General features: G+C 60.9%; 20 protein-coding genes and 1 tRNA gene. 3 read left to right on the top strand and 18 right to left on the bottom strand.

Translation table 11 applies throughout. The annotated features are described in order from the left end of the window. Nucleotides 1-32: 32 nt before the first annotated feature. The 3 genes from C4S68_RS12535 to C4S68_RS12525 all read right to left on the bottom strand — a co-directional run bounded on the left by C4S68_RS12535 (nucleotide 33) and on the right by C4S68_RS12525 (nucleotide 3,058). Nucleotides 33-1,019, bottom strand: coding sequence for a glycosyltransferase (locus C4S68_RS12535; protein ID WP_200821540.1), 987 nt, complete (start codon nucleotides 1,017-1,019; stop codon nucleotides 33-35). Nucleotides 1,020-1,338: 319 nt separating this feature from the next. Beyond that, the gene (locus tag C4S68_RS12530) at nucleotides 1,339-2,058 is read right to left on the bottom strand and encodes a sugar transferase (RefSeq protein ID WP_268807283.1); all 720 of its coding nucleotides are present in this window, start codon (nucleotides 2,056-2,058) and stop codon (nucleotides 1,339-1,341) included. 924 nt (nucleotides 2,059-2,982) lie between these two features. Beyond that, nucleotides 2,983-3,058 (bottom strand) — tRNA-Ala (locus C4S68_RS12525). A 293-nt stretch (nucleotides 3,059-3,351) separates the two neighbouring features. On the opposite strand from C4S68_RS12525, the gene C4S68_RS12520 reads away from it, so the two are divergent. Next, nucleotides 3,352-4,233: a DUF2076 domain-containing protein gene (locus tag C4S68_RS12520; RefSeq protein ID WP_160115127.1), complete on the top strand. Its 882-nt coding sequence runs from the start codon at nucleotides 3,352-3,354 to the stop codon at nucleotides 4,231-4,233. 92 nt (nucleotides 4,234-4,325) lie between these two features. Here the strand turns inward: C4S68_RS12520 and C4S68_RS12515 are convergent, their stop codons facing one another. From C4S68_RS12515 to C4S68_RS12470, 10 genes are all read right to left on the bottom strand, one after another. Continuing rightward, on the bottom strand, nucleotides 4,326-5,402 hold the full coding sequence (locus C4S68_RS12515; RefSeq protein ID WP_103933429.1) for a uracil-DNA glycosylase: 1,077 nt from the start codon (nucleotides 5,400-5,402) through the stop codon (nucleotides 4,326-4,328). A gap of 38 nt (nucleotides 5,403-5,440) precedes the next feature. Beyond that, entirely contained in the window at nucleotides 5,441-5,644 is a 204-nt protein-coding gene (rpoZ, locus tag C4S68_RS12510) for a DNA-directed RNA polymerase subunit omega (RefSeq protein WP_103933428.1), read from the bottom strand. A gap of 115 nt (nucleotides 5,645-5,759) precedes the next feature. Further along, nucleotides 5,760-6,437 (bottom strand): guanylate kinase, encoded by a 678-nt coding sequence (gene gmk / locus C4S68_RS12505; RefSeq protein WP_103933427.1) that lies wholly within the window; start codon nucleotides 6,435-6,437, stop codon nucleotides 5,760-5,762. A gap of 42 nt (nucleotides 6,438-6,479) precedes the next feature. Further along, a complete protein-coding gene (locus C4S68_RS12500; RefSeq protein ID WP_103933426.1) occupies nucleotides 6,480-7,028 on the bottom strand; it encodes a DUF1572 family protein in 549 nt (182 codons plus the stop codon). Nucleotides 7,029-7,045: 17 nt separating this feature from the next. Further along, nucleotides 7,046-8,914, bottom strand: coding sequence for an ABC transporter ATP-binding protein (locus C4S68_RS12495; protein ID WP_103933425.1), 1,869 nt, complete (start codon nucleotides 8,912-8,914; stop codon nucleotides 7,046-7,048). 147 nt (nucleotides 8,915-9,061) lie between these two features. Further along, on the bottom strand, nucleotides 9,062-10,123 hold the full coding sequence (gene rapZ, locus C4S68_RS12490) for an RNase adapter RapZ (protein WP_103933424.1): 1,062 nt from the start codon (nucleotides 10,121-10,123) through the stop codon (nucleotides 9,062-9,064). Nucleotides 10,124-10,270: 147 nt separating this feature from the next. Beyond that, on the bottom strand, nucleotides 10,271-10,594 hold the full coding sequence (hpf, locus tag C4S68_RS12485) for a ribosome hibernation-promoting factor, HPF/YfiA family (protein WP_103933423.1): 324 nt from the start codon (nucleotides 10,592-10,594) through the stop codon (nucleotides 10,271-10,273). A gap of 154 nt (nucleotides 10,595-10,748) precedes the next feature. Then, nucleotides 10,749-12,269: an RNA polymerase factor sigma-54 gene (rpoN, locus tag C4S68_RS12480; protein WP_103933422.1), complete on the bottom strand. Its 1,521-nt coding sequence runs from the start codon at nucleotides 12,267-12,269 to the stop codon at nucleotides 10,749-10,751. Between the two features lie 289 nt (nucleotides 12,270-12,558). Then, complete coding sequence (gene lptB, locus C4S68_RS12475) at nucleotides 12,559-13,284, bottom strand: LPS export ABC transporter ATP-binding protein (protein WP_103933421.1); 726 nt, start codon at nucleotides 13,282-13,284, stop codon at nucleotides 12,559-12,561. Between the two features lie 2 nt (nucleotides 13,285-13,286). Then, nucleotides 13,287-15,809, bottom strand: a complete 2,523-nt coding sequence (locus C4S68_RS12470; protein ID WP_103933420.1) for an LptA/OstA family protein — start codon at nucleotides 15,807-15,809, stop codon at nucleotides 13,287-13,289. A 128-nt stretch (nucleotides 15,810-15,937) separates the two neighbouring features. On the opposite strand from C4S68_RS12470, the gene C4S68_RS12465 reads away from it, so the two are divergent. Continuing rightward, the gene (locus C4S68_RS12465) at nucleotides 15,938-16,693 is read left to right on the top strand and encodes a hypothetical protein (protein ID WP_103933716.1); all 756 of its coding nucleotides are present in this window, start codon (nucleotides 15,938-15,940) and stop codon (nucleotides 16,691-16,693) included. 152 nt (nucleotides 16,694-16,845) lie between these two features. Here the strand turns inward: C4S68_RS12465 and C4S68_RS12460 are convergent, their stop codons facing one another. From C4S68_RS12460 to C4S68_RS12450, 3 genes are all read right to left on the bottom strand, one after another. After that, nucleotides 16,846-17,910 carry an alkene reductase gene (locus C4S68_RS12460; protein ID WP_103933419.1) on the bottom strand — a complete coding sequence of 355 codons (1,065 nt, stop codon included), beginning with the start codon at nucleotides 17,908-17,910 and terminating at the stop codon, nucleotides 16,846-16,848. A gap of 141 nt (nucleotides 17,911-18,051) precedes the next feature. Beyond that, the gene (glyS, locus tag C4S68_RS12455; protein ID WP_103933418.1) at nucleotides 18,052-20,154 is read right to left on the bottom strand and encodes a glycine--tRNA ligase subunit beta; all 2,103 of its coding nucleotides are present in this window, start codon (nucleotides 20,152-20,154) and stop codon (nucleotides 18,052-18,054) included. After that, nucleotides 20,155-21,183 carry a glycine--tRNA ligase subunit alpha gene (locus tag C4S68_RS12450; RefSeq protein WP_103933417.1) on the bottom strand — a complete coding sequence of 343 codons (1,029 nt, stop codon included), beginning with the start codon at nucleotides 21,181-21,183 and terminating at the stop codon, nucleotides 20,155-20,157. Between the two features lie 67 nt (nucleotides 21,184-21,250). On the opposite strand from C4S68_RS12450, the gene C4S68_RS12445 reads away from it, so the two are divergent. Next, nucleotides 21,251-21,859, top strand: coding sequence for a hypothetical protein (locus C4S68_RS12445; protein WP_103933416.1), 609 nt, complete (start codon nucleotides 21,251-21,253; stop codon nucleotides 21,857-21,859). A gap of 64 nt (nucleotides 21,860-21,923) precedes the next feature. Here the strand turns inward: C4S68_RS12445 and C4S68_RS12440 are convergent, their stop codons facing one another. Both C4S68_RS12440 and C4S68_RS12435 read right to left on the bottom strand, forming a co-directional pair. Further along, nucleotides 21,924-22,325, bottom strand: a complete 402-nt coding sequence (locus tag C4S68_RS12440) for a putative toxin-antitoxin system toxin component, PIN family (RefSeq protein WP_103933415.1) — start codon at nucleotides 22,323-22,325, stop codon at nucleotides 21,924-21,926. Beyond that, on the bottom strand, nucleotides 22,326-22,604 hold the full coding sequence (locus C4S68_RS12435; RefSeq protein WP_103933414.1) for a type II toxin-antitoxin system prevent-host-death family antitoxin: 279 nt from the start codon (nucleotides 22,602-22,604) through the stop codon (nucleotides 22,326-22,328). Nucleotides 22,605-22,621 lie beyond the last annotated feature (17 nt).

Genomic DNA, 22,621 nt, shown 5'->3' with positions numbered 1-22,621 from the left:
GGCACCTTTAGCGTCCCCCCACAAGGCCAACTCTAATTCAGGTTTTCCGCTGCCTTGCGCCGCCAGTACATCCGGTTCATCGAAAGCGACTGCTTGAGAGCCGCAGGCAGGTGGCGCTCGGCCCGGCCAAGTTTGTATGCTCCAAGCTTGGCCACCGTCCGCATGGCAGCGGATGGGATGCTTAATGGCTCGTGAGCAAGCAAATAACGCAGCTCGGAGCGAACAAACCGCGATCCCTCCGAACTTGCTCCTCCAAACGACTCCAGCATCCAGCGCTCCTGAGCATGTAGGACGCCAATGTCGAAATACCTCCGAAACTCTTCCCTGACCGAGTACGCATGAGAATGCAGGACAGCCGCGTCAGCCACATAGGCTGTCTTATACCCCGCCAGATGCAGCTTGCCCGTCACAATCGTGTCCTCGCCAAATAGCACACCTGCCGGGAACCCTCCCACCGCGAGCAGCGCCGATCGGCGATACGCACCGAACGAGTTAGAGAAGAAAATAGACTTGATCCCGCTATGCACGCGATCTTCCAGTGTGCGGATCCTTGTTGCCGCCGGATAGTTGAAGAATCGCGCGTGTGCTTCGATTGCCCCAGCCCCAGCGTGGGGTAACTGTCGTCCGTAGGCCGCCGCCACCAGCGGATCCTCGAACACGCCGAGGATTCTTCGCAACGCATCCGGTGAAGCAAGCACCGCGTCCTGAGTCAGGAAGACAACGACATCAGCATCCGGCATGAGCATGACCCCGAGTTGTCGGGTTCCTCCATGATCGAACTCCGATCTCTGAATGGAATTTATTCTAAAACCGCACTCGGTAACCAATCGAGGCGTCGCATCGTCCGACGAGGAGTCCATCACTAGGACATCCGACGCAGTCAGTCCGGAAGTCACAAGGTTTTCCTGAAGCGCCTTCGCGAACGAATCCCAAATCCCCTCCGCACGAAGCGTCGGAACGATCACACCGAACTTCATCGGTCCAGGCCCTGTATTGCGCCAAAGCTCATCGCTATCCATCCGCGGTTCTTTCAAGAATCACTGCTCCCGTGTAGAAGAGTGGGAACGGCGCGGGCCATGGCCTGACTATCCAGTCAAGATCCCTACTTGGCACACCACGCCGAGCCCTTCGACTCTTCAGCTCACCGCGCACATCACTTGGGTAAGCCGAGCTGCAGACCATCCTCCACCAAGCATAAACGCCTGCGAGAGTTATCGTCCGATCCGATAATGCCACTACGCTCGCTCCGAGCGGCGTTAATGTGGACGACTTGGCATGTATCTAACCGCCACAGATTGAAAAGGCGGCTCCGTGCCGCCGCAGGAGCCGCTATCACCATCAATATGCGCCCTTGGTCTTCACCACTGCGGGAACGGTACGCAACATAATCAACGTATCTAGCCAAAGACTCCATTCACTGCAGTACGTTACATCAAGCCGCACTCTCTGCTCGTAGCTCACATCATTGCGGCCTGAAACCTGCCAGAGTCCCGTGATACCGGGCCGCGCAAGCTTATAAAAATAGGCATCCGCCCCATAACGCTGCAGCTCGGCCGCCACGACGGGTCTTGGCCCCACAAGGGACATCTCCCCGCGAATCACATTCATCAGCTGAGGAAGCTCATCAAGGCTCAACTTGCGCAGGATTCGCCCCACAGGCGTGACGCGGGGATCGCCCATATGCTTGTGGTCCTGGCGACGACGCATCTGGAGGACGTCACACTCCGTATACCGCAGAACTTCACGCTGATATTCCTTGGTGTACATCGACCGAAATTTGTAGATCCTGAACAGCTTTCCCGACTTGCCTACGCGTTGCTCGCGATAGAACACCGGGCCAGAAGAACTAAGCCGCACGGCCATCGCTACCGCAGCGAAGATAGGAAGCGCCACAGGCATGAGCAAGAGACAGCAGAGCAAATCAGCGAACCGTTTCCATACGCCGTATTGCAGCGATGTAGTTCGCGTCCTTGCAGACCGCACTAGGTTCAGTGGAAGTACTCTATGTGGATCGGCCGTGACTCCTGGTTTGCCTTTGGCAGCAAGAGTTGGGCCCATATCGTTTACTTGGGCAGTTGTAGCCTCTACGAGCCCACGAAGCACGCGTTCCTCCTTGAAGGTGAAGAGAGGTGGAAGACGAGGTTGATGCAACAAAACTATTCCTGAAGCAATGCGCATCCGTCTTGAAGACAAAGGGATGGAATGTTGTCAATTTATCATAGCGTCTTGACGGGCCTATGTCGCGGTGAACCCCAGTATCTGCCACAAGTTGCTGTGTCGTCTGCTTTTTGAGGTGAGGGATTGCGAATCGCCCGCGATCCGTCGCACCCAACCAGCAATGCATACGCGGATACTTATTGCAATTGTCATCAGGTCTGCTGCGCAACGCATCTGGCGTAACCCTGTTTACAACGTCGGCGCACTACTTCAACCGGCTTCAACGACTTCTGCGTTGTTTGCATGCCTGGATTTGCTCTCTAGACAAACAGTTGTCCTGTTCCACTCTACTGCGCAAGTCCACCTCACAGCATCACAGCCCGACGCCGAAGACATCCTTTTGAGGAACGGCAGTCGAGCCATAATCCTTGCGTGTTGAAAGGTTTGACGCAGAAATTCCGGACAAGGGTGACCTGCCCCCACATTCTCGATATCGCGAAATCGCGTCATGACCACAATGGAAACGACGCAAAAGAAAGACCTTATTGCGTTCGATCTTCCCTTGAATGTGCAAGACAAGTAACCACGACTCGGTCTAGGGCAATCAATGGGCCTAAATGATGAGCAACAAGTCTGAGATATTAGTGGAAAAATGCTCTGCTTATACAGGCAGAGTCGGTCTATATGAACAGAGATTGAATCCTTCGAAGGTTGGCATCAGGGAACAGCGAGAGCCCACCTTGTTCCCGAAGTCATTTGAGCTGACAAAGACAGATTCCTCGGAAGGGAATCCGTTCCACCACATTTAATTGAAAAGTGATTTATTGGTGGAGCTGAGCGGGATCGAACCGCTGACCTCCTCGTTGCGAACGAGGCGCTCTCCCAGCTGAGCTACAGCCCCACGAGAGCGCAGTCCGGGCCCGCCAATCTGGCGCGCATCCATCCTGCTTCAAAAGTGAGTTTACCAGAGATTCCAGCAGCGACCAATTGGGGCTCAGGAAAACTCTGGCCAGCCCGGTGGCTTCCGATCCGCACCTTCCCTTTTTCCTTGCCTCCCTCATGTCCGCGCCACGAGGCCCGCGACAATCAGCAACAGAAGGAGTCCAATCGAAGGCAGCGCGATTCGCGGCACGACTCGCGCAGCGCGGAACTTTCCGCCCGCATCCCACGTTCTGGATACACGGAGGATCTTGTATGACCCCGCAGGAGCAACAGCTCATCGATGGCCTCATCAGCCGCATCCGATCCACCCCGGCGACGGACAAGGATGTTGACGCCGACAAGTACCTTCACCAGAACCTCGACAGCGTGCCGGACGTGCTCTACGTGCTCGCACAGACGGTGCTAGTGCAGCAGTATGGCCTGCAGAACGCGCAGCAACAGCTCCAGGCGGCCCAGCAGCAGGCAGACGACCTGCAGGCCCAGCTTGACCAGGCGCGAGCCCAGGCGCAGCAGGCTCAGCAATCTCAGAAGTCCGGCAGCTTCCTCGGACACCTCTTCGGCACGGACAATCCCCAGCCCCAGCAGGGCTACCCGCAGCAGGGATATCCGCAAGGCTATCCTCCGCAGGGATACGCCCAGCCCGGTTATGTGCAGGCCGTTCCCGTGCAGCCCATGGGCTATGGCATGGGTGGAGGCATGGGTAGCCCAATTGGCGGAGGCGGGTTCCTTCGCGGCGCTCTCCAGACCGCCGCGGGAGTCGCCGCCGGAGAGATGGTCTTCCAGGGCATGGAGGACATGTTCCGCGGCTTCGGCCATGAAGGCGGCGGCTACGGGGGCAGCCGTCCGACCGAGGTCATCAACAACAACTACTACGACGACGATCGCCCCGAATCAGGCCACGAGCATCACCTCGAAGGCAACGACGACTCCAGCTTCTACAACGCAGCCAACGATGCCAGCAGCAAGGACCTCTCACCCGACATCGAAGATCGCCGCGGCTTCGCGGACACCGGAAATAACGACGCGAACGACGACAGCCAGCAGGGATTCGACGACAACAGCTCAAGCGATGACTCGGGCTTTGACGACTCATCCAGCGATGACGGCGGCGGCTACGACGACTCGTCCAACTGAGAGTGGTAAGTGAGAAGTGTGAAGTAGAAAGCCAGGAACAAAGGCAAAGGCGCGACTGAGGTCGCGCCTTGCCTTTCACTATTCACTATTCGCTACTCACTGTCTTTCCTCTTCACCGGCGACTTCAGTCCCAGCTCGACCATCACGCGCTGCAGATCTTTCCACGCTTCGCCCTTCATGCGCGGATCGCGCAGGAGGAACGCCGGGTGGTACGTCACAGCTACCTTGGCTCCCCGCGCCGAGTACCAGTTGCCCCGCAATGATCCCAGCGACTGCCGCACCCCCAGCAGGTACGTCGCGGCCGTAGCGCCGAGAGCCACGATCACCTGCGGCCTCACGACATCGATCTGCCGCAGCAGGAACTGGGAGCACGTCGTCGCTTCTACATACTCCGGCGTGCGGTTAGCCGGGGGCCGGCACTTCACGATGTTCGCGATGTATACCTGCTCGCGCGCGATGCCCATCGCTGTGATCATGTTGTTCAGCAGCTGCCCTGCCTTGCCCACAAACGGCAGGCCCGACGCATCCTCGTCCGCGCCCGGGCCCTCGCCCACGAACATGAGCGTCGCGTTGGGATCGCCGTCCGCGAAGACAATCTTGTGGCGACCTCCATACGCGAGCGGGCAGCGCGTGCAATCGCCAATGTCAGCCTGGATCGCAGCAAGAGCGGCGACTCGAGCAGCAGGAGGAAGAATCTCCAACGGCGGCGGAGCAAGATTGTCAAAAGACTTTGGCTTGGGCATAGGTGCAGCAAGGTCGCCCAGCGGATCCGGAAACTCCGGGAAATCCGCTGCGGCGGGTAGAGCAGGAGACTTCGGCGCCGCCGGCCCGGCTGCCGGAGGAGGGGTAACCGCGGCATTCGAACGCGCAAACGGCGAAGGCCCGGGGTTCGCAGCACCGGAAATGGGACTCGCTCCTGCGCCACGGTTCGGTGCTGGCGGAGCAGGTCGCGCGGGAGCAGGTCGCGCCACAGCCGGTGCAACTGCCACGCTTGCTGTCGGACCTGGCCCCGATCGTGGCTGCACAGGCGGGGCTGCAGGCAGCAACGCCTGCCGCATCGTCTCGCTCAGCGCGATCGATGGTTCGGCACGGCGATAAAGATCGTACAGTCCAAGCTCGCGCAGGTACTCGACGTACGAACGCAGCTGCTGCGCGGGTGTGACTTCCATGACGATCTTTATCTTAAGGCCCAGCGGGCCCCGAAGAACTACAGGCTGGCTGTGGAGATCGGCTTCGTCGAACCCACCGTGTAGGTCACCTTGCCGTTGCGAATCTCATCCTGAGCCACACGGCACGCCTTCATGGACTTCGAGACACCCAGTGCGGGAGCTCCGGACTGCAGTTGGCGGGCACGGCGTGCAGCGCCCTTCACAAGCGAATACTTGTTAAAGAGAGAAGAGCTCTCTGACATATAGGACCTCCGGGGAGTGCGTCCATAGTAACCCCGAAGCCCCTGCGAATACTCACGGGAACCGGCAGGAAACGCAAATTCAGAGGTATATCAGTAACCGTTCAGCGGGATCAACCTAATCGCCTAGCGACACACCAAAGCTCGCCAGCGAAGACGCCAGTCGCGGCGAGCCCGCAGACGTCTTGCAGGCCAGCGAAAGCTGCTCCTCTTCCTCGCTGGCCTCATTTCGCGAGGTCAAAACGATCGACCGCATCTCGCTCGCAGCCTGGTCCAGAACGTCGTTCACCAGCGCGTAGCGGTAGCGCTCGATCCGGCTCAGCTCCGTGCGTGCCTGGTTCAAACGCCGCTCGATCACCTCTTCTTCGGTCACACCCTCGGCCTGGCTGCGATTGCGCAGCCGCAGCTCCAGCACCTGCGGACTCGGCGGAAGGATGAAGATCGACACTGCTTCGGGCATCTTCTCCATCACCTGCAACGCGCCCTGCACATCGATGTCCAGCAGCAGGTCATGCCCCTGCTCCCCGGCGTGCGTCAGGGCCGCGCGGGCTGTGCCGTAGTAGTCCTTGCCAAAGACCTGCGCCCACTCCAGAAACTCGTCCGCAGCGATCATCTGCTCAAACCGTTCGCGCGTGATGAAGTGGTACTCCTTGCCGTCTTCCTCGCTGCCGCGAGGCGCGCGCGTAGTGTAGGAGACGGAGAACTCCAGCCCGGAGACAAGTCGCCGTACCTCGCTGACGAGAGTGGACTTACCGCTCCCGCTGGGAGCCGAAATGATGAAGAGAAGGCCTGCCATGGTGATCCCTGCTAGTGTAATGGAGCCGGCCCGCCGCACAGCTTAACGCTGGCTGATCTCGCCCGTAGCCACTCGGCGGTTGAACTCCACCGAACTTCCGCGAGCCACGCTGAGCGTCTGCCACGTCCCGCCCGCAAAGTGCTTGGCCAGAAGCACAATCTGGCCGACGTGGTGAGGATAATGAGCCAGCTGCCGGTTAATCGCCTGCATCACCGAATGCGCTTCGCCACGAATCGTGACCGTCCGTGTGAGGTCCGCCTCCGTCAGCGGCTCCAGGGCGCCGAAGACGCATCCCCATCCCTGCTCCCACATCTCCAGCAGTTCCTCTCGATTCACCGGCGGAGTATCGAACTCAGCGTCCCGGTTCCGGGTAGGCTTCTCACCGTCACTCGCCATGAACTCCGAAAACCGCGACCGCATGTTCCCGCTCAGGTGATTCATGATGATCGCGATCGAATTCCCGTCCGCGTCGAGGCTTGCGAACAGCTGCTCATCGTTCACCTGGGCAATCGCTCGGTCGGCCAGACCTTTGTAGTAGTGGAAGAGCGAGAGCGAATCTTCCAGGTAGGAGTATGTAAACTTCAGCGCCACGAAACCATCTCCTTCCGCTATGCGATGCCTTCAGCCCCCGCCGCGGTAGCCATCTCTGCGACAGCTGTCTCTTCGGCATCCTCGCCGAACTGCAGGCGATACAACCTCGCATAGGTCCCATTGCGAGCCAGCAACTCGTCGTGCGTGCCAAGCTCGGTGATCGCTCCCTGTTCCAGCACAGCGATCCTGTCAGCCCGGCGCACCGTCGAAAGCCGATGCGCGATCACCAGAGTCGTTCGGCCCTGCATCAGGTTCGCCAGCGCGGCCTGCACCGCAGCCTCGCTCTCGGTATCCAGCGCGGAGGTCGCCTCGTCCAGGATCAGGATCGGCGCGTCCTTCAGCAGCGCCCGCGCGATCGCAAGCCGCTGCCGCTCGCCGCCAGAAAGCCGCGTGCCTTTCTCGCCGATCACCGAATCGTACTCGCCCGGCAGGCGATCGATGAAGACGTCGGCCAGCGCGGCGCCGGCAGCCGACTTCACGGCGTCGATTGACACGTGGGGCTGGCCATACGCGATGTTGTTCCGCACCGTGTCGTTGAACAACACGGTCTCCTGCGTCACCTTGCCGATCTGTGCCCGCAGCGACGCCAGTGTAAGGTCACGCACGTTGCGCCCATCGACGAGGATCTCTCCGGCCGTCACGTCGTAGAACCGGGGCAGCAGGTTTACCAGTGTGGACTTGCCGCCACCACTGGGCCCTACCAGTGCGACAACCTCGCCCCGCCTTACCGTGAGGTTGATTCCATGCAGCACCTCGCGCGTCTCGCCATGGCGATCGTACGCAAAGTGCACGTTGCGAAACTCAATGGCGCTTTCAAAGCCCTTGATGGACGTCGCACCCTTGCTCTCGCGCACGTCATCCTGCTCGTCGATAAAGTGGAAGATCTCGTCACTCGCACCAACCGCCTGCTGAAAGCTGTTGTAGTAGGTCGGCATCCGGCGGACCGGATCGTAGAGCATGATCACCGCGCCAAGAAAGGTAATGAAGGTGCCCTCCGACGCTCCACGAAGGACAACCGTGCGTCCCAGCCAGAGGAGCATCGCCAGCAGCACAGCTCCAAGGGCATCCATCAACGGCGAGCTGATCGCCTGTACCGACACCGACCGCATGTTCGCGCGCAGCAGCTTGTCCGCGGCCCGGCGGAACCGCTTCATCTCCCACGCTTCCATGCCAAAGGCCTTCACGATCCCGTTACCGGTGATGGTCTCCTGCACGATGTTCTGGATCTCGGCCAGCTTGTCCTGTCCGCTGCGCGTCGTCTTGCGCACGCTGCGCCCCACCTTGCGCGACGACACGATGATGATCGGCACAAACACCAGCAGCACCAGCGCCAGCCAGCCGCCCGTCATGATCACCACGCCGATCAGCACAAGCATCGTGAAAAACTGCTGGAAGAAGTCGATCAGCACCGTCGCCATCGCCGTCTGCACACGCTCCACATCGTTGATGAGCGTGGAGATCAGCGTCCCGGACGAATGCTGCTGAAAGAACGCCGAGGACCGCCGCAGGATCGACTCGTAGAGCGCGTTGCGCAGGTCCGTGATCATGCCGAACCCGGCCTTGTTGGCCAGCAGGGTCCCAAGGTAGTCCGCTATGGACTTGATGATCGCCGAGCCGATCAGCGCCACCGCCACCACCGTCCACGCATTGTGGAAGTGATGGGGGATCAGGAACTGCAGGTTGAACACCAACCGCGTATGCGGAATCGGGAACACGAGCACCTTGTCCGGAGACGCCTGGGCGCTCAGCACGTTGTCGATGATCGGCTTGATGAGCATCACGCGCACCGCCGCCATCAACGCATAAAGGACCATCAGCAACAGTGCGCCCACCGTGTACAGGGCATACGGTCGCATATAGCTCAACAGGCGAAGAATGCGCTTCATCCGCGGCTACCGGCCAATCTCATTCGTGCTCGTTCCATCCACTGTGAGTGTACGCGGACTCGGCATCAGGCCGTCGTCCCTGGGGTGTGAGACGTGCGCCGCGGGCGAGAGGGCGCAGTTCCCCGGGAGAAGACTTTGGGCCAGAAACTATCGGGGCATGTCGCGGTGCTCCGCCTTCGCCCGGTAGCCTGCGTCGGCCAGCCGCTTTCGCAACTCTTCGGCGATCATCACCGACCGGTGCTGTCCGCCGGTGCACCCAATCGCCACCGTGAGATAGCTCTTTCCTTCCTGGATGTAGTGCGGCAACAGGAACGTAAGCATCTCCGTAGCCTTGTCCAGGAACTCCTTCGTCTGCGGAAAGTCCATCACGTACTTCGCGACGCGCTTGTCCTTCCCCGTCAGGTTGCGGAACTTGGGGACGAAGTGGGGATTCGGCAGAAAGCGCACATCGAACACCAGGTCGGCGTGGGCGGGCACGCCGTTCTTGAAGCCAAAGCTCATCACCGAGAGCGACAGCGCCTGCCCGTCGCCATGCCCCCGCTCAAACTGAGCGTTGATGTGCGCGCGCAGCTCATGAACATTGAACTTGGTGGTGTCGAGGATAATGTCGGCGACGTTGCGCACCGGCTCCAGGCGTCCCCGCTCGGCGCGGATCGAGTCCACCACCGTCTCTTCGCGGCGCAGAGGATGAGGACGCCGCGTCTCCGAGAACCTCCGGATCAGCGCATCCTCGCTGGCCTCGAGATAGACGACGCGTGTCGGCAGCGTCTTCCGCACCTGCTTCAGGATCGATGGAAAGCGGTCCAGCCGGCTGCCCTCGCGCACATCCACCACCAGCAGCGCATGGGTAATCTCAGCCGAGCTCAGAACCAGCTCCGCGAAGCTTGGAATCAGCTCCATCGGCAGGTTGTCGACCGAGTAGTAGCCAAGATCCTCGAACGCCTTCGCCGCTGACATCTTGCCCGAGCCCGACAGCCCCGTCAGGATCACGAGATCGCGCGTCTCGCCGTCCGGCAGGTGCGCCAGCTCACGGCCACTCACCGTGGTCGCGCTCGATTTCTTTCTCTTGTTCTTCGTCTTGGGGGGCTTCGGAAGCTTTGCGGCCTTCGAGGGTTTTGCCGCTTTAGGAGCCTTGGGGACCTTGGGAACCTCCAAGGTCTTCTCGATCTTCGGGATCTTTCCCGTCTTCTCTGAGGACCGCCGCGCCATGCGTGCATCCTAGCATTGCCCCGCGAAAATCGCTTTGGCTCTTTCGACAGCAAAGCATCCACGCGGATTCAATGTGACGCGGCGGTTCCTTCAGTGGGGTTGGTGAGGGCCTGGGTGTGGAAGCTGCTCTATATGTAGCCGGTGAGGCTACGCGGCAGCTGCGGGAAGCGGCTTCGGGTGCTGGCGCACCGTCTCAAATCGTTGCTTGTTCCGGATGGCTTGTCGCTCAACCGTCTGCAACGCATGATGCAGCGCTACTTCCATGGCGGTGGACTCACATCGGGCCACCAGCTCTTCACCGCGGCACTTCACCAGAATCTCGGCAATGTGGCGGTACTTGTCTTCAGTGAGAATGACGTGCGCGCCGGTACAACGGCGGGTGACCCGGGAAATACGTTCCATCCCGGCTTCGACTTGCGCTTTGAGTTGGGAAGTTACCGTCGTCCGACGGCCTGTGAACTCGATCGTCATGTGGAATATCTCCTTGGCTGGAGCTGAGAGTACGCTTGAGCCGTCCTCTGTCGTTCGACTCCTCCAAACCCGGCTTCCATGCGCGTCCCTCCCCGGGAAGGACGTCATAGCGTGTCGCGTCTGCGGACTCGCATCGGCAGAAGAAAAGCCCGGATCAGCGCTGTCGGCGCTGGTGCGTAGAGGGAATCTGCATGTCTTCCCTGTACTTCGCTACAGTGCGGCGCGTTACCTTGATGCCCTGGCGCTGCAGCTCCGCGGCCAGATAATCATCTGTCCACGGCTTGCGGGGATCCTCCTCTTCAATCAGTTTCTTCACCTTCCGCTTCAGCAACGGCAGCGGAAGATCTCCCCCCTCCGGACCATTTACGGCCTCGGAGAAGAAGAATCGTAGCTCATACACGCCCTGTGTGGTGTGGACATATTTATTCGCGACAGCCCGGCTTACCGTACTGGGATGAACGCCTATCTCCTCGGCGACCTCCTTGATCATCATCGGCCGCAGGCCTTCCACCCCACGCTCCAGGAACTCCTGCTGCCGCCGCACGATCGACTCGCACGTCCGCACGATCGTGTTCTTGCGCTGCTCGATGTTCCGAAGCAGTTGAATCGCGGACTTATAGCGTTCCTTCACATACTCCCGGACATCGCGCTCCACGCTCTTCTCGCGAAGCATCTTGCGGTAGCTGTTGTTCAGCCGGAGAGCGGGCATGTCCTCCTCATTCATCACCACCACCCACTCGTCATCGCGCCGCACAAAGGCCACATCCGGTTCGATCAGTCGTGTTGCCGACTGGTTGTATCGCTGGCCGGGCCGAGGATCGAGTCTTCGGATGACATCAACAGCCTCATTGACCACCTCCGCAGGCTGGCGGCAGAGCCGGTTCAGCTCCCGCATATCGCGCTTCTGCAGCAGCGCCAGGTGTTGGTCGATGATGGTCGACGCCAGTTCAAGAACGCTCAGCAGATGCTCTGCCTGCTCCTCTCCCAGCGTGGCGCGCTCCTCGGCATGGCGGGCCTCGCGCTGCTGCGCCCGTATCTGCATCGACAGGCACTCGCGCAGATCGCGAGCGCCGATCCCCACCGGGTCTAGCTGCGCAACGACCTCACGCGCCTGCGCTATCAGCGCCAGACCGTCTTCGATGGAAAGCTCACCAGACAGCGATTCGGCGATCTCCTCATCGGTTGCGGTGAGATAACCATCCTCATTCAGGTTCCCCAGAATGATGTCTGCAGCCTGCCGCAACGCCCGGCTGATGCTCATCGAGCCCAACTGCCAGGTGAGGTGGTCGGTCAGCGTTGAAGGCGCCGAGAGGAAGTGTTCAAAGGAGGGCTTATCGTAGTCCTCAAGCGTGCCGGCAGTGCGATATCCGGGGTCCAGGAAGTCCTGGAAGTAGCTGCCAAAGTCGATCTCATCAAACGGATCTTTTTCAGGACGTTCGCTCTCGGCAGAGATCTCCGCCACGCTGCGCTCGAGATCGCCTTCCTTGCCCGAACGCTCGTCCAGCGTCTCGGAGGTCTCGTCGATCTCTTCCAGGACGGGGTTCTCGATCAACTCCCCGTTAATCATGTCCTTCAGCTCAAGCTTGGTCAGCGCGAGCACGCCTACCATCTGAACAAGCCCGGGCGTGAGCACCTGGCGCTGCGACAACTTGACGTTCAGACGTGGTTGTAACAACTCTTCAACCTCACCGCGGAACCGCCAGCCGAGCACGGTTCGACCCGCGCCTGCCGGACGGCCCTATGCTGTCTGGCCGGCGTGGGCCTAGTGTACTCCGAAACCGCAGGCCACCAGAATTTCGCCCGGCAGCGGCCCAGCTGCGATCCCAAACTGGAAGCCATGGAATCGAATTCCATCTGCCCAAAGATTAGAGGCGATTCCGGACAGCGCAATTCCGAAAACGGGTGATGGATTAACGATCCTGGTACCCTGCGGCGCCAGCGGCCCTGGAATTGCCCGAGCCCACCTACATCGAGAAATGTTCCCCAAGGTAGATGCGCCGCACCTCCGGGTTCCGCCCCAGCTCCCCGGGAGTGCCCGCGAAGAAGATCCGACCGTCATTGATGATGTACGCGCGGTCCGTCACACTCAGCGTCTCCGGCACGTTGTGGTCGGTGATCAGAATCCCGATGCCCGTGTTCTTCAGATCCAGGATGATCTGCTGCAGCTCCAGCACAGCAATCGGATCGATCCCCGAAAACGGCTCGTCGAGCAGGATGAACGCCGGATCGATCGCCAGGCAGCGCGCAATCTCCACGCGCCGGCGCTCGCCGCCCGACAGAGCATAGCCCTGCGTGCGCCGCACGTGTCCCAGGTTCAGCTGCGCGATCAGGGACTCCATGCGCATCCGGCGCGTCTCCAGGCTTACCTGCAGCGTCTCCAGCACCGCCATGATGTTCTCTTCCACCGTCAGCTTGCGGAAGATCGAAGGCTCCTGCGGAAGGTAGCTGATGCCAAACTCGCGCGCGCGCAGGTACATCGGCGTCCGCGTGATGTCGGAGTTGTCCGTCAGGATCCGCCCGGAGTCCGGCCGCACCAGGCCGACCGTCATGTAGAAGGTCGTCGTCTTGCCGGCGCCATTCGGCCCCAGCAGACCCACCACCTCGCCCTGCCGGATATGGAGGCTTACCCCTCGCACCACCTGCCGTCCACCGTAAGCCTTGGTCAGCTCTTCAGTGGCAAGCGTTCTCATCGTCAATGCGATTGCCTCACTTCTGTTTCAGTCCGAACCCGCCCGCCAGGCTGGCCGGGGTTCCCCGATACGATGATCGTACTCCCCGCATTATTGAAGACGAGCGTGGCTCCGGTTACGTTTCCCTGCTGGGCATCAACAATATGAGGTAGATGCGGCGGACTCCCGGTCAGGACGTATTCATCATCGGCCGCCGTATACGTCAGCTGATCTCCCGTGCCCGTGCGCCCCGGTTGGCGCATGTGCACATCGCCATAGACCACGACCTTCTCCAGCGTGCCGTTGACCGGGTTAGCCTGCGCTGCCGCCGAACTGGCAGGGCCATCCGCAGCCGGTGCTGCCGGCTTGGACGGATTCAACGTCGCAACGGCGCGCTGCGACTCCACCTGGCCCATCGTTCCTTCGATCTTCACTCCACCTGAAAACACCGCCTGGCGCGACAGGTCGGAGTAGTCCAACCTCGGGCTGGCCACATGCACAATCGTCGCAGCCGTCTTGCGCTCTCCACTGGCCTTCTTTGCTCCGACGACCTGGCCCGTTCCGCCCATGCTGGCAAAGACCGCCCGCACCAGCCCTGACGATCCGGCGGGCCGTGCCGTCAATGACCGGCGCACCCCGTCGAAGAGCAGATTCGCCGCCTGCACCTGGGAGCCGCCCTGCCACAACCGGGCCGGCGCTCCGTCGGTTCCTCGGAACTCCGCAATCTTCCCGGCACGGACAAACTTCGCCTCCGTCGACGCGATATGCGTCACCGGTTGGGCCTCTCGCACCTTGCCGCTGGGCTGCGCGTCATGCTGCTCAATGGACGCCAGCACGTTCCCGCGAGCCTCTGCGTCGCCCGAGCCCTCGTGAACCGTCACTTCATTCGCCGTCAGAGAATTCTCGCCGTCACTGAAGTGCGTCCCACCCACCAGCGTCAACGTATCCGTCGCCGCCACGTAGGTACCTTCGGCCGCGCTTCCGGTCGAAACCGTCGGCGTCGCGGGCCCTTTGGAACTGCCCGGTGCTTGGCCCGACGCTGCCGGCTTCCGGACAGACCGGCTCATCATGGTCAAGTGCCCCGTCTGCTTCGCCGTCTCCAGTTGAGCGGCTCCCGTCGCGCTGGGGACAAAGTCGGCGTTCAGCACATCGGCCCTGCTCTCGGAGACATCCCCTTCCGAGCCTTCCTGGTGAAGCTTCGTGTGCCCCGTGCCCACCAGCGTCCTCAGCAGCGCCCGTCCCTCGGCTGTCTGCGTAAAGGAAGCCACCAGGTCATCGGCGTCCACTGCGTTCTGCTTCAGCTCCGCCGCCTTACCCTGAGCCGCAGTCACGGAATCCCCGCTCACCTGCGCAGAACCAACCGCGTGGAGTCCTTTGATCAGCGAAGCGCTCGAGTGCGCGTCGTTCCCTGCATGCCCGGCCCCTGCGTGCTTTGCGTCGTGCACGAAGTTCGCCGTGATCGTGTCACCGTGCATCGCGCGGTGCATGGTCCGCCCGCCTGGCGCCCCCTGCTGCATCGCGACCGCCGCTTGCCCGCGGCCGACGATCACCGTCGGTGCGCCAGTAGCATCGAAGCTCGCATCCACCGTCTGCGCGCTGCCTTGAGTCGGCCGCAATGGGTTCGAGTCCACCATCGTCACGCCACCGATGAGCTTCGCGGACTCCAGGACCGAGCTCTCATTCAGCACCGCATCGAGGTGAGCAGCCTTGATCAGCGCTGTGCCCTCCGTAAGCTCCACATTCCCCGTCGCCGATCCATGCTCAATCGACCCATCCTTGCGCAGGTACACAATCGCCGAGTCGGACTTGCCCGTGCGGTTGCCCGTACGAGCCGTCGGGTGCCCAAACGTGGCGATGTTGCTGTTCCGATCAATCAGAGCTTCCGACGCCGTCATGTCCAGCTGCTGCTGGTGGAGAATCCCCGTCGCATGGACATCGGCCAGAAGCCGCAGCGTGCTGTCGTTGGGGCTGAACTCCGCCCCCTTCGCCCGCGCCGAAAGCTTGCCCCAGCGGAATCGAACCTCGTCCGCCGTAGCGGCCACACCCAGCTTCTTCACGTACACCACGCTGGAGGTATCCACGAAGACGACCTGCGGCGATGTCGTTACCGCAGCGGTCGGAGGTGACTGCGTGCCATGCCGTGTCCCCGCCACCGACTGCGGAACCTCAAGCTCCATCCGCACTTCGCCAATGGCCTTGCCCACACCCGTGTTCTGGTCATACTCGATCTCGTTGGCATAGATGTGATCCACCTCGGTCGAGGTCTTGCTGTGCAGTTGCACGGCCACATCGAACAGCGAATAGGTCCCATCGCCATGCTGCACCACCCGGCCCGCATGCAGCGTGTACGAGGTGTGCCCCAGCAAAGCATCGGAGTACGTAAAGTTCTTCGTCTCATGCGCAATATGAGCGAAGTTCTTCAGCTTCTCGACAAAGGCCTTCTTGGCCCGGTACGAGCTGATCGCGATGGTCGCCACCAGGCCGGCGATGAGAAGGACCGCACCCGCCACCAGGAACCACCGCAGCCGTTCAATCGAAAATCTCATCCAGAGTCCTGCCTCGATTCTCTCATCCCCACGCGGCCCGACGTAACGAACCCGCCACTGTCTCCCGTGCCGGATTCAGCCCCCGAGGCTCGTATCTTGCCCGGGCTCCACGTAGAATGACGCTGACCATGTCCGATCAGCTCTATCTCAGCCTGTGGTATCCGAACTTTCGCCTCGAATCGCTCCCGAGCGCGCTCACGGGAGTGCTGCGCCAGTTCGCAACCGTCGCTGGCGAAGGGAAGCCTGGCAGCCTCTTCGGTCGCGTCTGGGCGGCCAGCGCCTTCCCCATCGATTGGACCGAGTCCCCTACCTATCAGCGCATCTTCGTCAACGACACCCGCTCTGACGACACCGCCGATACCGACGACGCCATCATCGAGAACGCCGTCGCCGAGGCCACGGAGCAGCTCCACGAAGACGTCGCCTACGAGTTCGAGATGCGCTGGCTGCTCTGGCTTCCCAGCGACATGAAGTCCATCGCCTCCGAAAGCGAAAGATCCACCGGTCACCTCGATATTGACATCGAGGACGAAGAGGACGCCCGCCCGTCGAACCTCATCACCATGCCCGCCGCCAAACCCTCCCGCTGGAAGCTCGAACCCGCCCGCGTTCGCATCGCCGGCTTTGGTCCCGAGTTCGACGCTGGCGCCTATGACCAGAATGGCCAGGTCCGCGTAGAGTTCGGCCTCGACACACCATGGGTCCAGGAAGAAGAAGAGCTCAGCCGCCAGGACGCCGCCAAGATCCAGCAGAACATCGAGAAGCTCCTCGCCTTCACCCTGCTCATCGAGAAGCACTGCGGCATCAGCTCCCGCCTCCTCTGGACCGAGAGCGGAGAGCCCCTCGCCGAAAAGCTCATCGCAAGACTGCAGCGTCTGAACTAAGCCTCATAGCTCCAAACGTCACAGCTCATCGCTCAATAGCACCCGCTCGACCTCGCCCCGGAAAACCTGAAGCCCTCGCACCTCAACAGCAACCATGCGTTGCTGAAGAAGTACGAGGGCTTGTCAGTCGTTCGGGTAACGGTCCGCGAATTCTAGACACTCTGCGGCGTCAGCACCGGATAGTCCACGTACCCTTCGGCCTCGTGCGAGTAGAACGTCGCCGGGATCGGCTCGTTCAGCGGAGCATCCTCGCGGAAGCGCTGGACCAGGTCCGGATTCGCAATGAACAGCTTGCCGAAAGCAACGCCGTCCACGTCGCCGCGCTCGACCGCCGCCTCCGCGCTCGCCTGCGTGAAACGCTCGTTGCCGAAGTACACTCCTCCAAACGCCTGCTTCAGCTGTGGTCCGATCCAGTCCGGCCCCTCATACTCGCGAGCCATCAGGAACGCCAGCTTGCGCTTGCCCAGCTCCTCCGCAACATAGGTAAACGTCTCCAGCGGGTTGCCATCGCCCGGGCACTGTCCATCGCAACGCGGCGAGAGATGCATGCCCACACGGCCTTCGCCGAAGACCTCCGCCGCTGCCTCGGCCGCCTCGATCATCAACCGCGCCCGGTTCTCCACGCTGCCACCGTACTTGTCCGTGCGATGGTTCGAGAGGCTCGAGAGGAACTGCTCCAGCAGATACCCATTCGCCCCGTGCAGCTCCACGCCATCGAAGCCCGCGTCCTTCGCGTACTGCGCCCCCTGCTTGTACGCTGCGATCACATCCGGGATCTCATCCAGTTCAAGCGCACGCGGCACCTCAAACTGCCGCATCGGGCGAAGCAGGCTCACGTGCCCCGCCGCCGCAATCGCGCTCGGAGCCACTGGCAACATGCCGTTCAGGTGCTCAGGATCGGACATACGGCCCACATGCCAGATCTGCGAGAAGATCCGTCCGCCCTCGCGATGCACCGCATCCGTAATGGGCTTCCAAAGCTCCGCCTGCGCCTCCGACCACAACCCGGGAACCTGCGGATACCCAACGCCCATCGGATCAATCGGCGTGCCTTCACTGATGATCAGCCCGGCGCTGGCGCGCTGTGCGTAGTACTCCGCCTGGATCGCCGTCGGCATGTGGTCCTTGGTGCCACGCAGCCGCGTCAGCGGAGCCATGAGGATGCGGTTGGGAAGCGTCAGGTCCCCGACCTGGATCGGATCAAAAAGCGTAGACATTCGAAGCATCTCCATAGGCAATAGCCACAAAGAACAGATGTCATCAAAACACGAAACGATTCGACCGTGGTCGAATCGTTTCGCAGTTCCCTTGATTCCATTCGAAATAGCGATAACCTCATCACCCTTCCGTGTAGGTCGTCATCCGGCAGTCACAATCTCCGAGAAGTCGGCGATATCTGAGAAATTCTGAAGCACCATGTACAGCAGATTCAGTCTGCGAGTTCGCACCGCGATGTCTGGATCCATCACCATGACCTGTGCGAAGAAGGCGTCGACTTCGGGCCGAATCGATGCCACCGATGCGAGCCTCTCACCATAGCTTCGCCAGTTCGAAAGCTCATGCCTCTCTTTGACCGCAGCTAAGGACTTACGCGCGAGTGGAGCCTCTGCAGGATCTTCGAAAGCGTGAATGAAACCTGTGCCGGGCGTCGGTCCCTGATACCCCGCTTGCGCCAGGATGTTCTTCATCCGCTTGAACGCCGCGCTCACCGCAAGAAAATCCTCGCTGCCCCGCGCCGCACTCACCGCCTCCGCACGAGCCACCACATCCGCGATCTCGTCATACCCAGGAGCCATCACAGCCTTGACGACGTCATAAGCTTGCCCCTTCGCTTCACGCAGATAAAACTCCACGCGCTCCGCAAAGAAGCTCTTCAGCTTGGCTTCAACCTCAGGCTGCGGTGACGCTGCGCCCATGACATCGCTCAGCGTCAACGGCAAGCCCGACTCCGCAAGAATCCGCACCACAGCATTCGCGGCACGCCGCAGCGCAAACGGGTCCTTCGATCCTGTAGGCTCCATCCCCAGCGAGAACATCCCCGCAATCGTATCGATCCGATCCGCAAGCCCCAGCAGTGCGCCCTCGGCACTCCGCGGAATGCGATCGTCCGCGCTCGCTGGCAGGTACTGGTCGTAGATCGCCTCCGCGGCGACCTGACTCACACCCTGCTTCTCGGCGTACAGCCCACCGATAATGCCCTGCAGCTCCGTGAACTCCTTCACCAACTCCGTGGTGAGATCGGTCTTCGCCAGCGACGCAGCGTCCAGAATCGCGTTCACATCATAAGTAGGAGCAATCATTCCCGCGGTCATTGCAAGCCGATGGCAGAGCTCTCTCACCCGCTCGCTCTTCTTCGCGTAACTCCCCAGGTCCTTTTGGAAGGTCACATTCTCCAGCAGCTTCACACGCTCCACCAGCGGAGTCCGCTGATCGAAGTCGTAGAAGAAGCGCGCATCGTTGAACCGCGCCCGCAGCACGCGCTCATTGCCCTGCCTGACGATCCCCGCGTTCTCTTCATCGAGCGCAATGTTCGTCACCGCGAGGAAGTACGGCGCCAGCTTGCCCGCCGCGCTCTCCACCGCGAAGTAGTTCTGGTGGTCGCGCATCACCGTCACCAGCACCTCTTCCGGCAGGTCCAGGTACGCCGCATCGAAGCTGCCCAGCAGCACATCCGGCCACTCGGTCAGATGCGTCATCTTGTCGACCAGCGCCTCGTCCTCACGCCAACGAGCACCAGGCACCGTGCGGCACACACGATCCAGCGCCTTGCGAATCTTGTGCCGCCGCGCCTCCACATCGGCGATCACGTACTCGCCCTCGAGCTGCGCCACATAGCTCGCGGGCGTCTCGATCTCAAAGGCTTCGCCGCTCGACAGCACACGATGCCCAAAGCTCGCGCGACCCGCCGTGCGCCCACCAAAGCTCACCGGCACCACATCTTCGCCCAGCAACGCCACGATCCACTGCACCGGCCGCACAAACGTCTGCTTCGATCCTGCGATCCACCGCATGTTCTTCGCCCAGTAAATCGCCGCAATCTCCTTCGGCAGCTCGCTCGCAATCACTTCGCTCGCCGCGCGGCCCACCTTCGTCGTGGTCACCGCAACGTAGTCGCCCTTCGGCGTCGTGATCGTCCGCAGCGCGCTCACGTCCACGCCATTCTTGCGCGCAAACGCTTCGGCCGCAGGCGCCGGGGCTCCATCCTTGAACGCAATCTTGGCCGAAGGCCCCACCACCTCTTCGCTCAGGTCCGGCTGCCGCTCCAGCACATCGCTTACCAGCACAGCCAACCGTCGCGGCGTCGAGTACGACTTCGCATCCGTCAGCGGATCGAAACCCGCAGGCAGCAACGCTTCCTTACCCAGCAACGCCAGCGTGCGCCGCAACAACTCCGCTTCAGCCGAGGCAATCATCCGCGCAGGAACTTCTTCCAATCCAATCTCAAACAGAAACTCTGCCACTTATGCACCCACCACGCTGGCTTGCTCACCAGCCGACTCGCTGACTCGCGCCGTCAGTCTTCCCTGCTCGGCATACACCTTCGCCACACCCACAATCAGGTTGCGAATCCGCCCCATCACACCCACACGCTCCGTCACCGAGATCGCACCGCGCGCATCCAGCAGATTGAACGTATGCGAACACTTCAGCGCCAGCTCATAAGCCCCCATCGTAGGAAACCGCAACACAGTGAGCGCATCCGCAGCATCGCCTTCTGAGCCCTGGGCCCTGGCCCCTGAACCCTCAGCCTTAGAGCCCTCGCCGAAGACGATCTTCGCGCGATCCAGCAGCGCCTTGCACTCCGCCTCATAAAGGTTCAGGTGCTCCCACAGCTTCGCCGTGTCGGCATAGTCAAACGCATACGCCGAGAACTGCTGCTCTTCGTGCAGACGAACATCACCGTAGGTGAGCTCGCGACCCTGCGCGTCCCGCGTCCACACGATGTCGTAGATAGAGTCCTTGTCCTGCAGGAACTGCGCAATGCGCTCCAGGCCATACGTAATCTCACCTGAGATCGGGTCGAGATCCATGCCGCCGCACTGCTGGAAGTACGTGTACTGCGTGATCTCCTGGCCATCGAGCATCACCTGCCAGCCCACGCCCCACGCGCCGCCCACCGGCCACTCCCAGTTGTCTTCCTCGAACTTGATGTCGTGCTGACGCAGATCAATCCCAATCGCCACCAGCGACTCGAGGTACAACGACTGCACGTCTGCAGGTGGTGGTTTCAAGATGACCTGCAGCTGCGTGTGCCGAAACAACCGGTTCGGGTTCTCGCCATACCGCCCATCCGCCGGCCGCCGCGAAGGCTGCGCGTACGCAATGGAAATAGGCTTCGGCCCGAGCACCCGCAAAAACGTGTCGGGAGACATCGTCCCCGCCCCGACCTCAAGGTCATACGGCTGCTGCAAAACACACCCATGCTCCGACCAGAACTTCTGGAGCGTGAAGAGGAGCTCTTGAAAAGTGAGAGGATTCTTGTTCGACATTGCCTTCCAAACTTGAGTCTTGCACTACCAGTGTATCCTTCCGCCATATACTGGAGCACTTACAACTATGGCAACTAGCATCAGTATGCCGTCCCTGTACGAGATCAACAGTGCCGCGAAAGCCTTCGATCAAGAGGATCGAGCAGATACAGCTCTCGTAAATCTCTTCGGCTGGGCAACGGGGAATACCGACTACAACAAAGTGTTGCTGAAGGTAGTGGCACTCAATCAGTTGTATTCCACCAACGTCTACGCCGTTCGCGAGATGGCTGCGCACATCTCGGAAGCGGGCAGCGTGATCGACGACTGCCTCGCCGTCGGCTGCCCGTCTGTAGTGGAACGCATTGCGAGCCTCACTCTTAATGGGGTTACGAGGATACACTTCTCGTTCGCGACGAAGTACTGTAGCTTTCATCAAACGGAGAAGTATCCCATTTACGACGCCAACGTTTACAGGACACTGATGGCGCTTGCGAAGGGGGAGAAGCGAAGGAGTTGCGTCTCTAAGGCCGACCGCACTTATAAGGCATTCCGAGAGGAAATCGATGCGTTGCGAACTCGGTTGTGCGAGCCCAACCTTTCGTACAAGACGCTGGACAAGTACCTGTACCGGACAGGTCGCACGCTAAAGAAAAACTCGGCTAGGGCTGCAATAGCATCCAAAACGGCGAGCTAGATAGACCAGCCCCGTCACACTCCGAATCCGGCGCTCCAGCACCGCAATCGCAAACTTCCGCCTCTTACCCATGCCGCGCCCAGAACTCCGCAGGCGTGACAATCGGATACCTCTCCGCCAACACCAGCAAATCCTTGTCGCCCGTGACAAGATAATCGGCTCTCGAGGCCAGCAGAGTCCCCAGCACCGGCTGGTCGGCTTGGTCCCGAAGTTCGTCGTCTGCTCGCAAGAACGGAGCAACGATCTCAACCTTTTCCGACAATTTCTCGATAAGGGACCGTGCATCTTCAGGGCCTATGTTGGCATGCTTCATGCGAGGCAACACACGCACCGTTTCCTCGAGGATGTAATGGGACACCACGAGATCGAACACACCGATCCTCCAGGCCGCGAGAATCTTCCCTGGTTTACTTACGGGATAGACAATGCCTGACACCAGCACGTTCGTATCAAGAACAGCACGCATTTACTGGCGTTGCCGCCTGCGCTCATCCGCAACGAGGGCATCGATTTCAGCGAGGCCAACTTCTTCCGGCACGTTGGCATAGGCGTCCGCAATCCGATTCCTGATCTTGTCGAACTGTTCCCATTGCATCTGCTGCATACGGGCGAAGAGTTCTGCATCCACCAGAACAGCGACCGGAGTCCCGTCGCGGCTAATGACCACGCTTCCGCTCCCAGAAACCTGATTGAGAAGTTCTCCCGCGTTCTGAGCGAACTCCGCGACATTCACTTCCGTAATCATGGGTGCCTCGCCTTCCA

The organism is Bryocella elongata (assembly GCF_900108185.1).
Lineage (GTDB): Bacteria > Acidobacteriota > Terriglobia > Terriglobales > Acidobacteriaceae > Granulicella > Granulicella elongata.
Note: the sequence above shows the minus strand (reverse complement) of the source record. Positions and strands in the feature narration are given on the sequence as shown.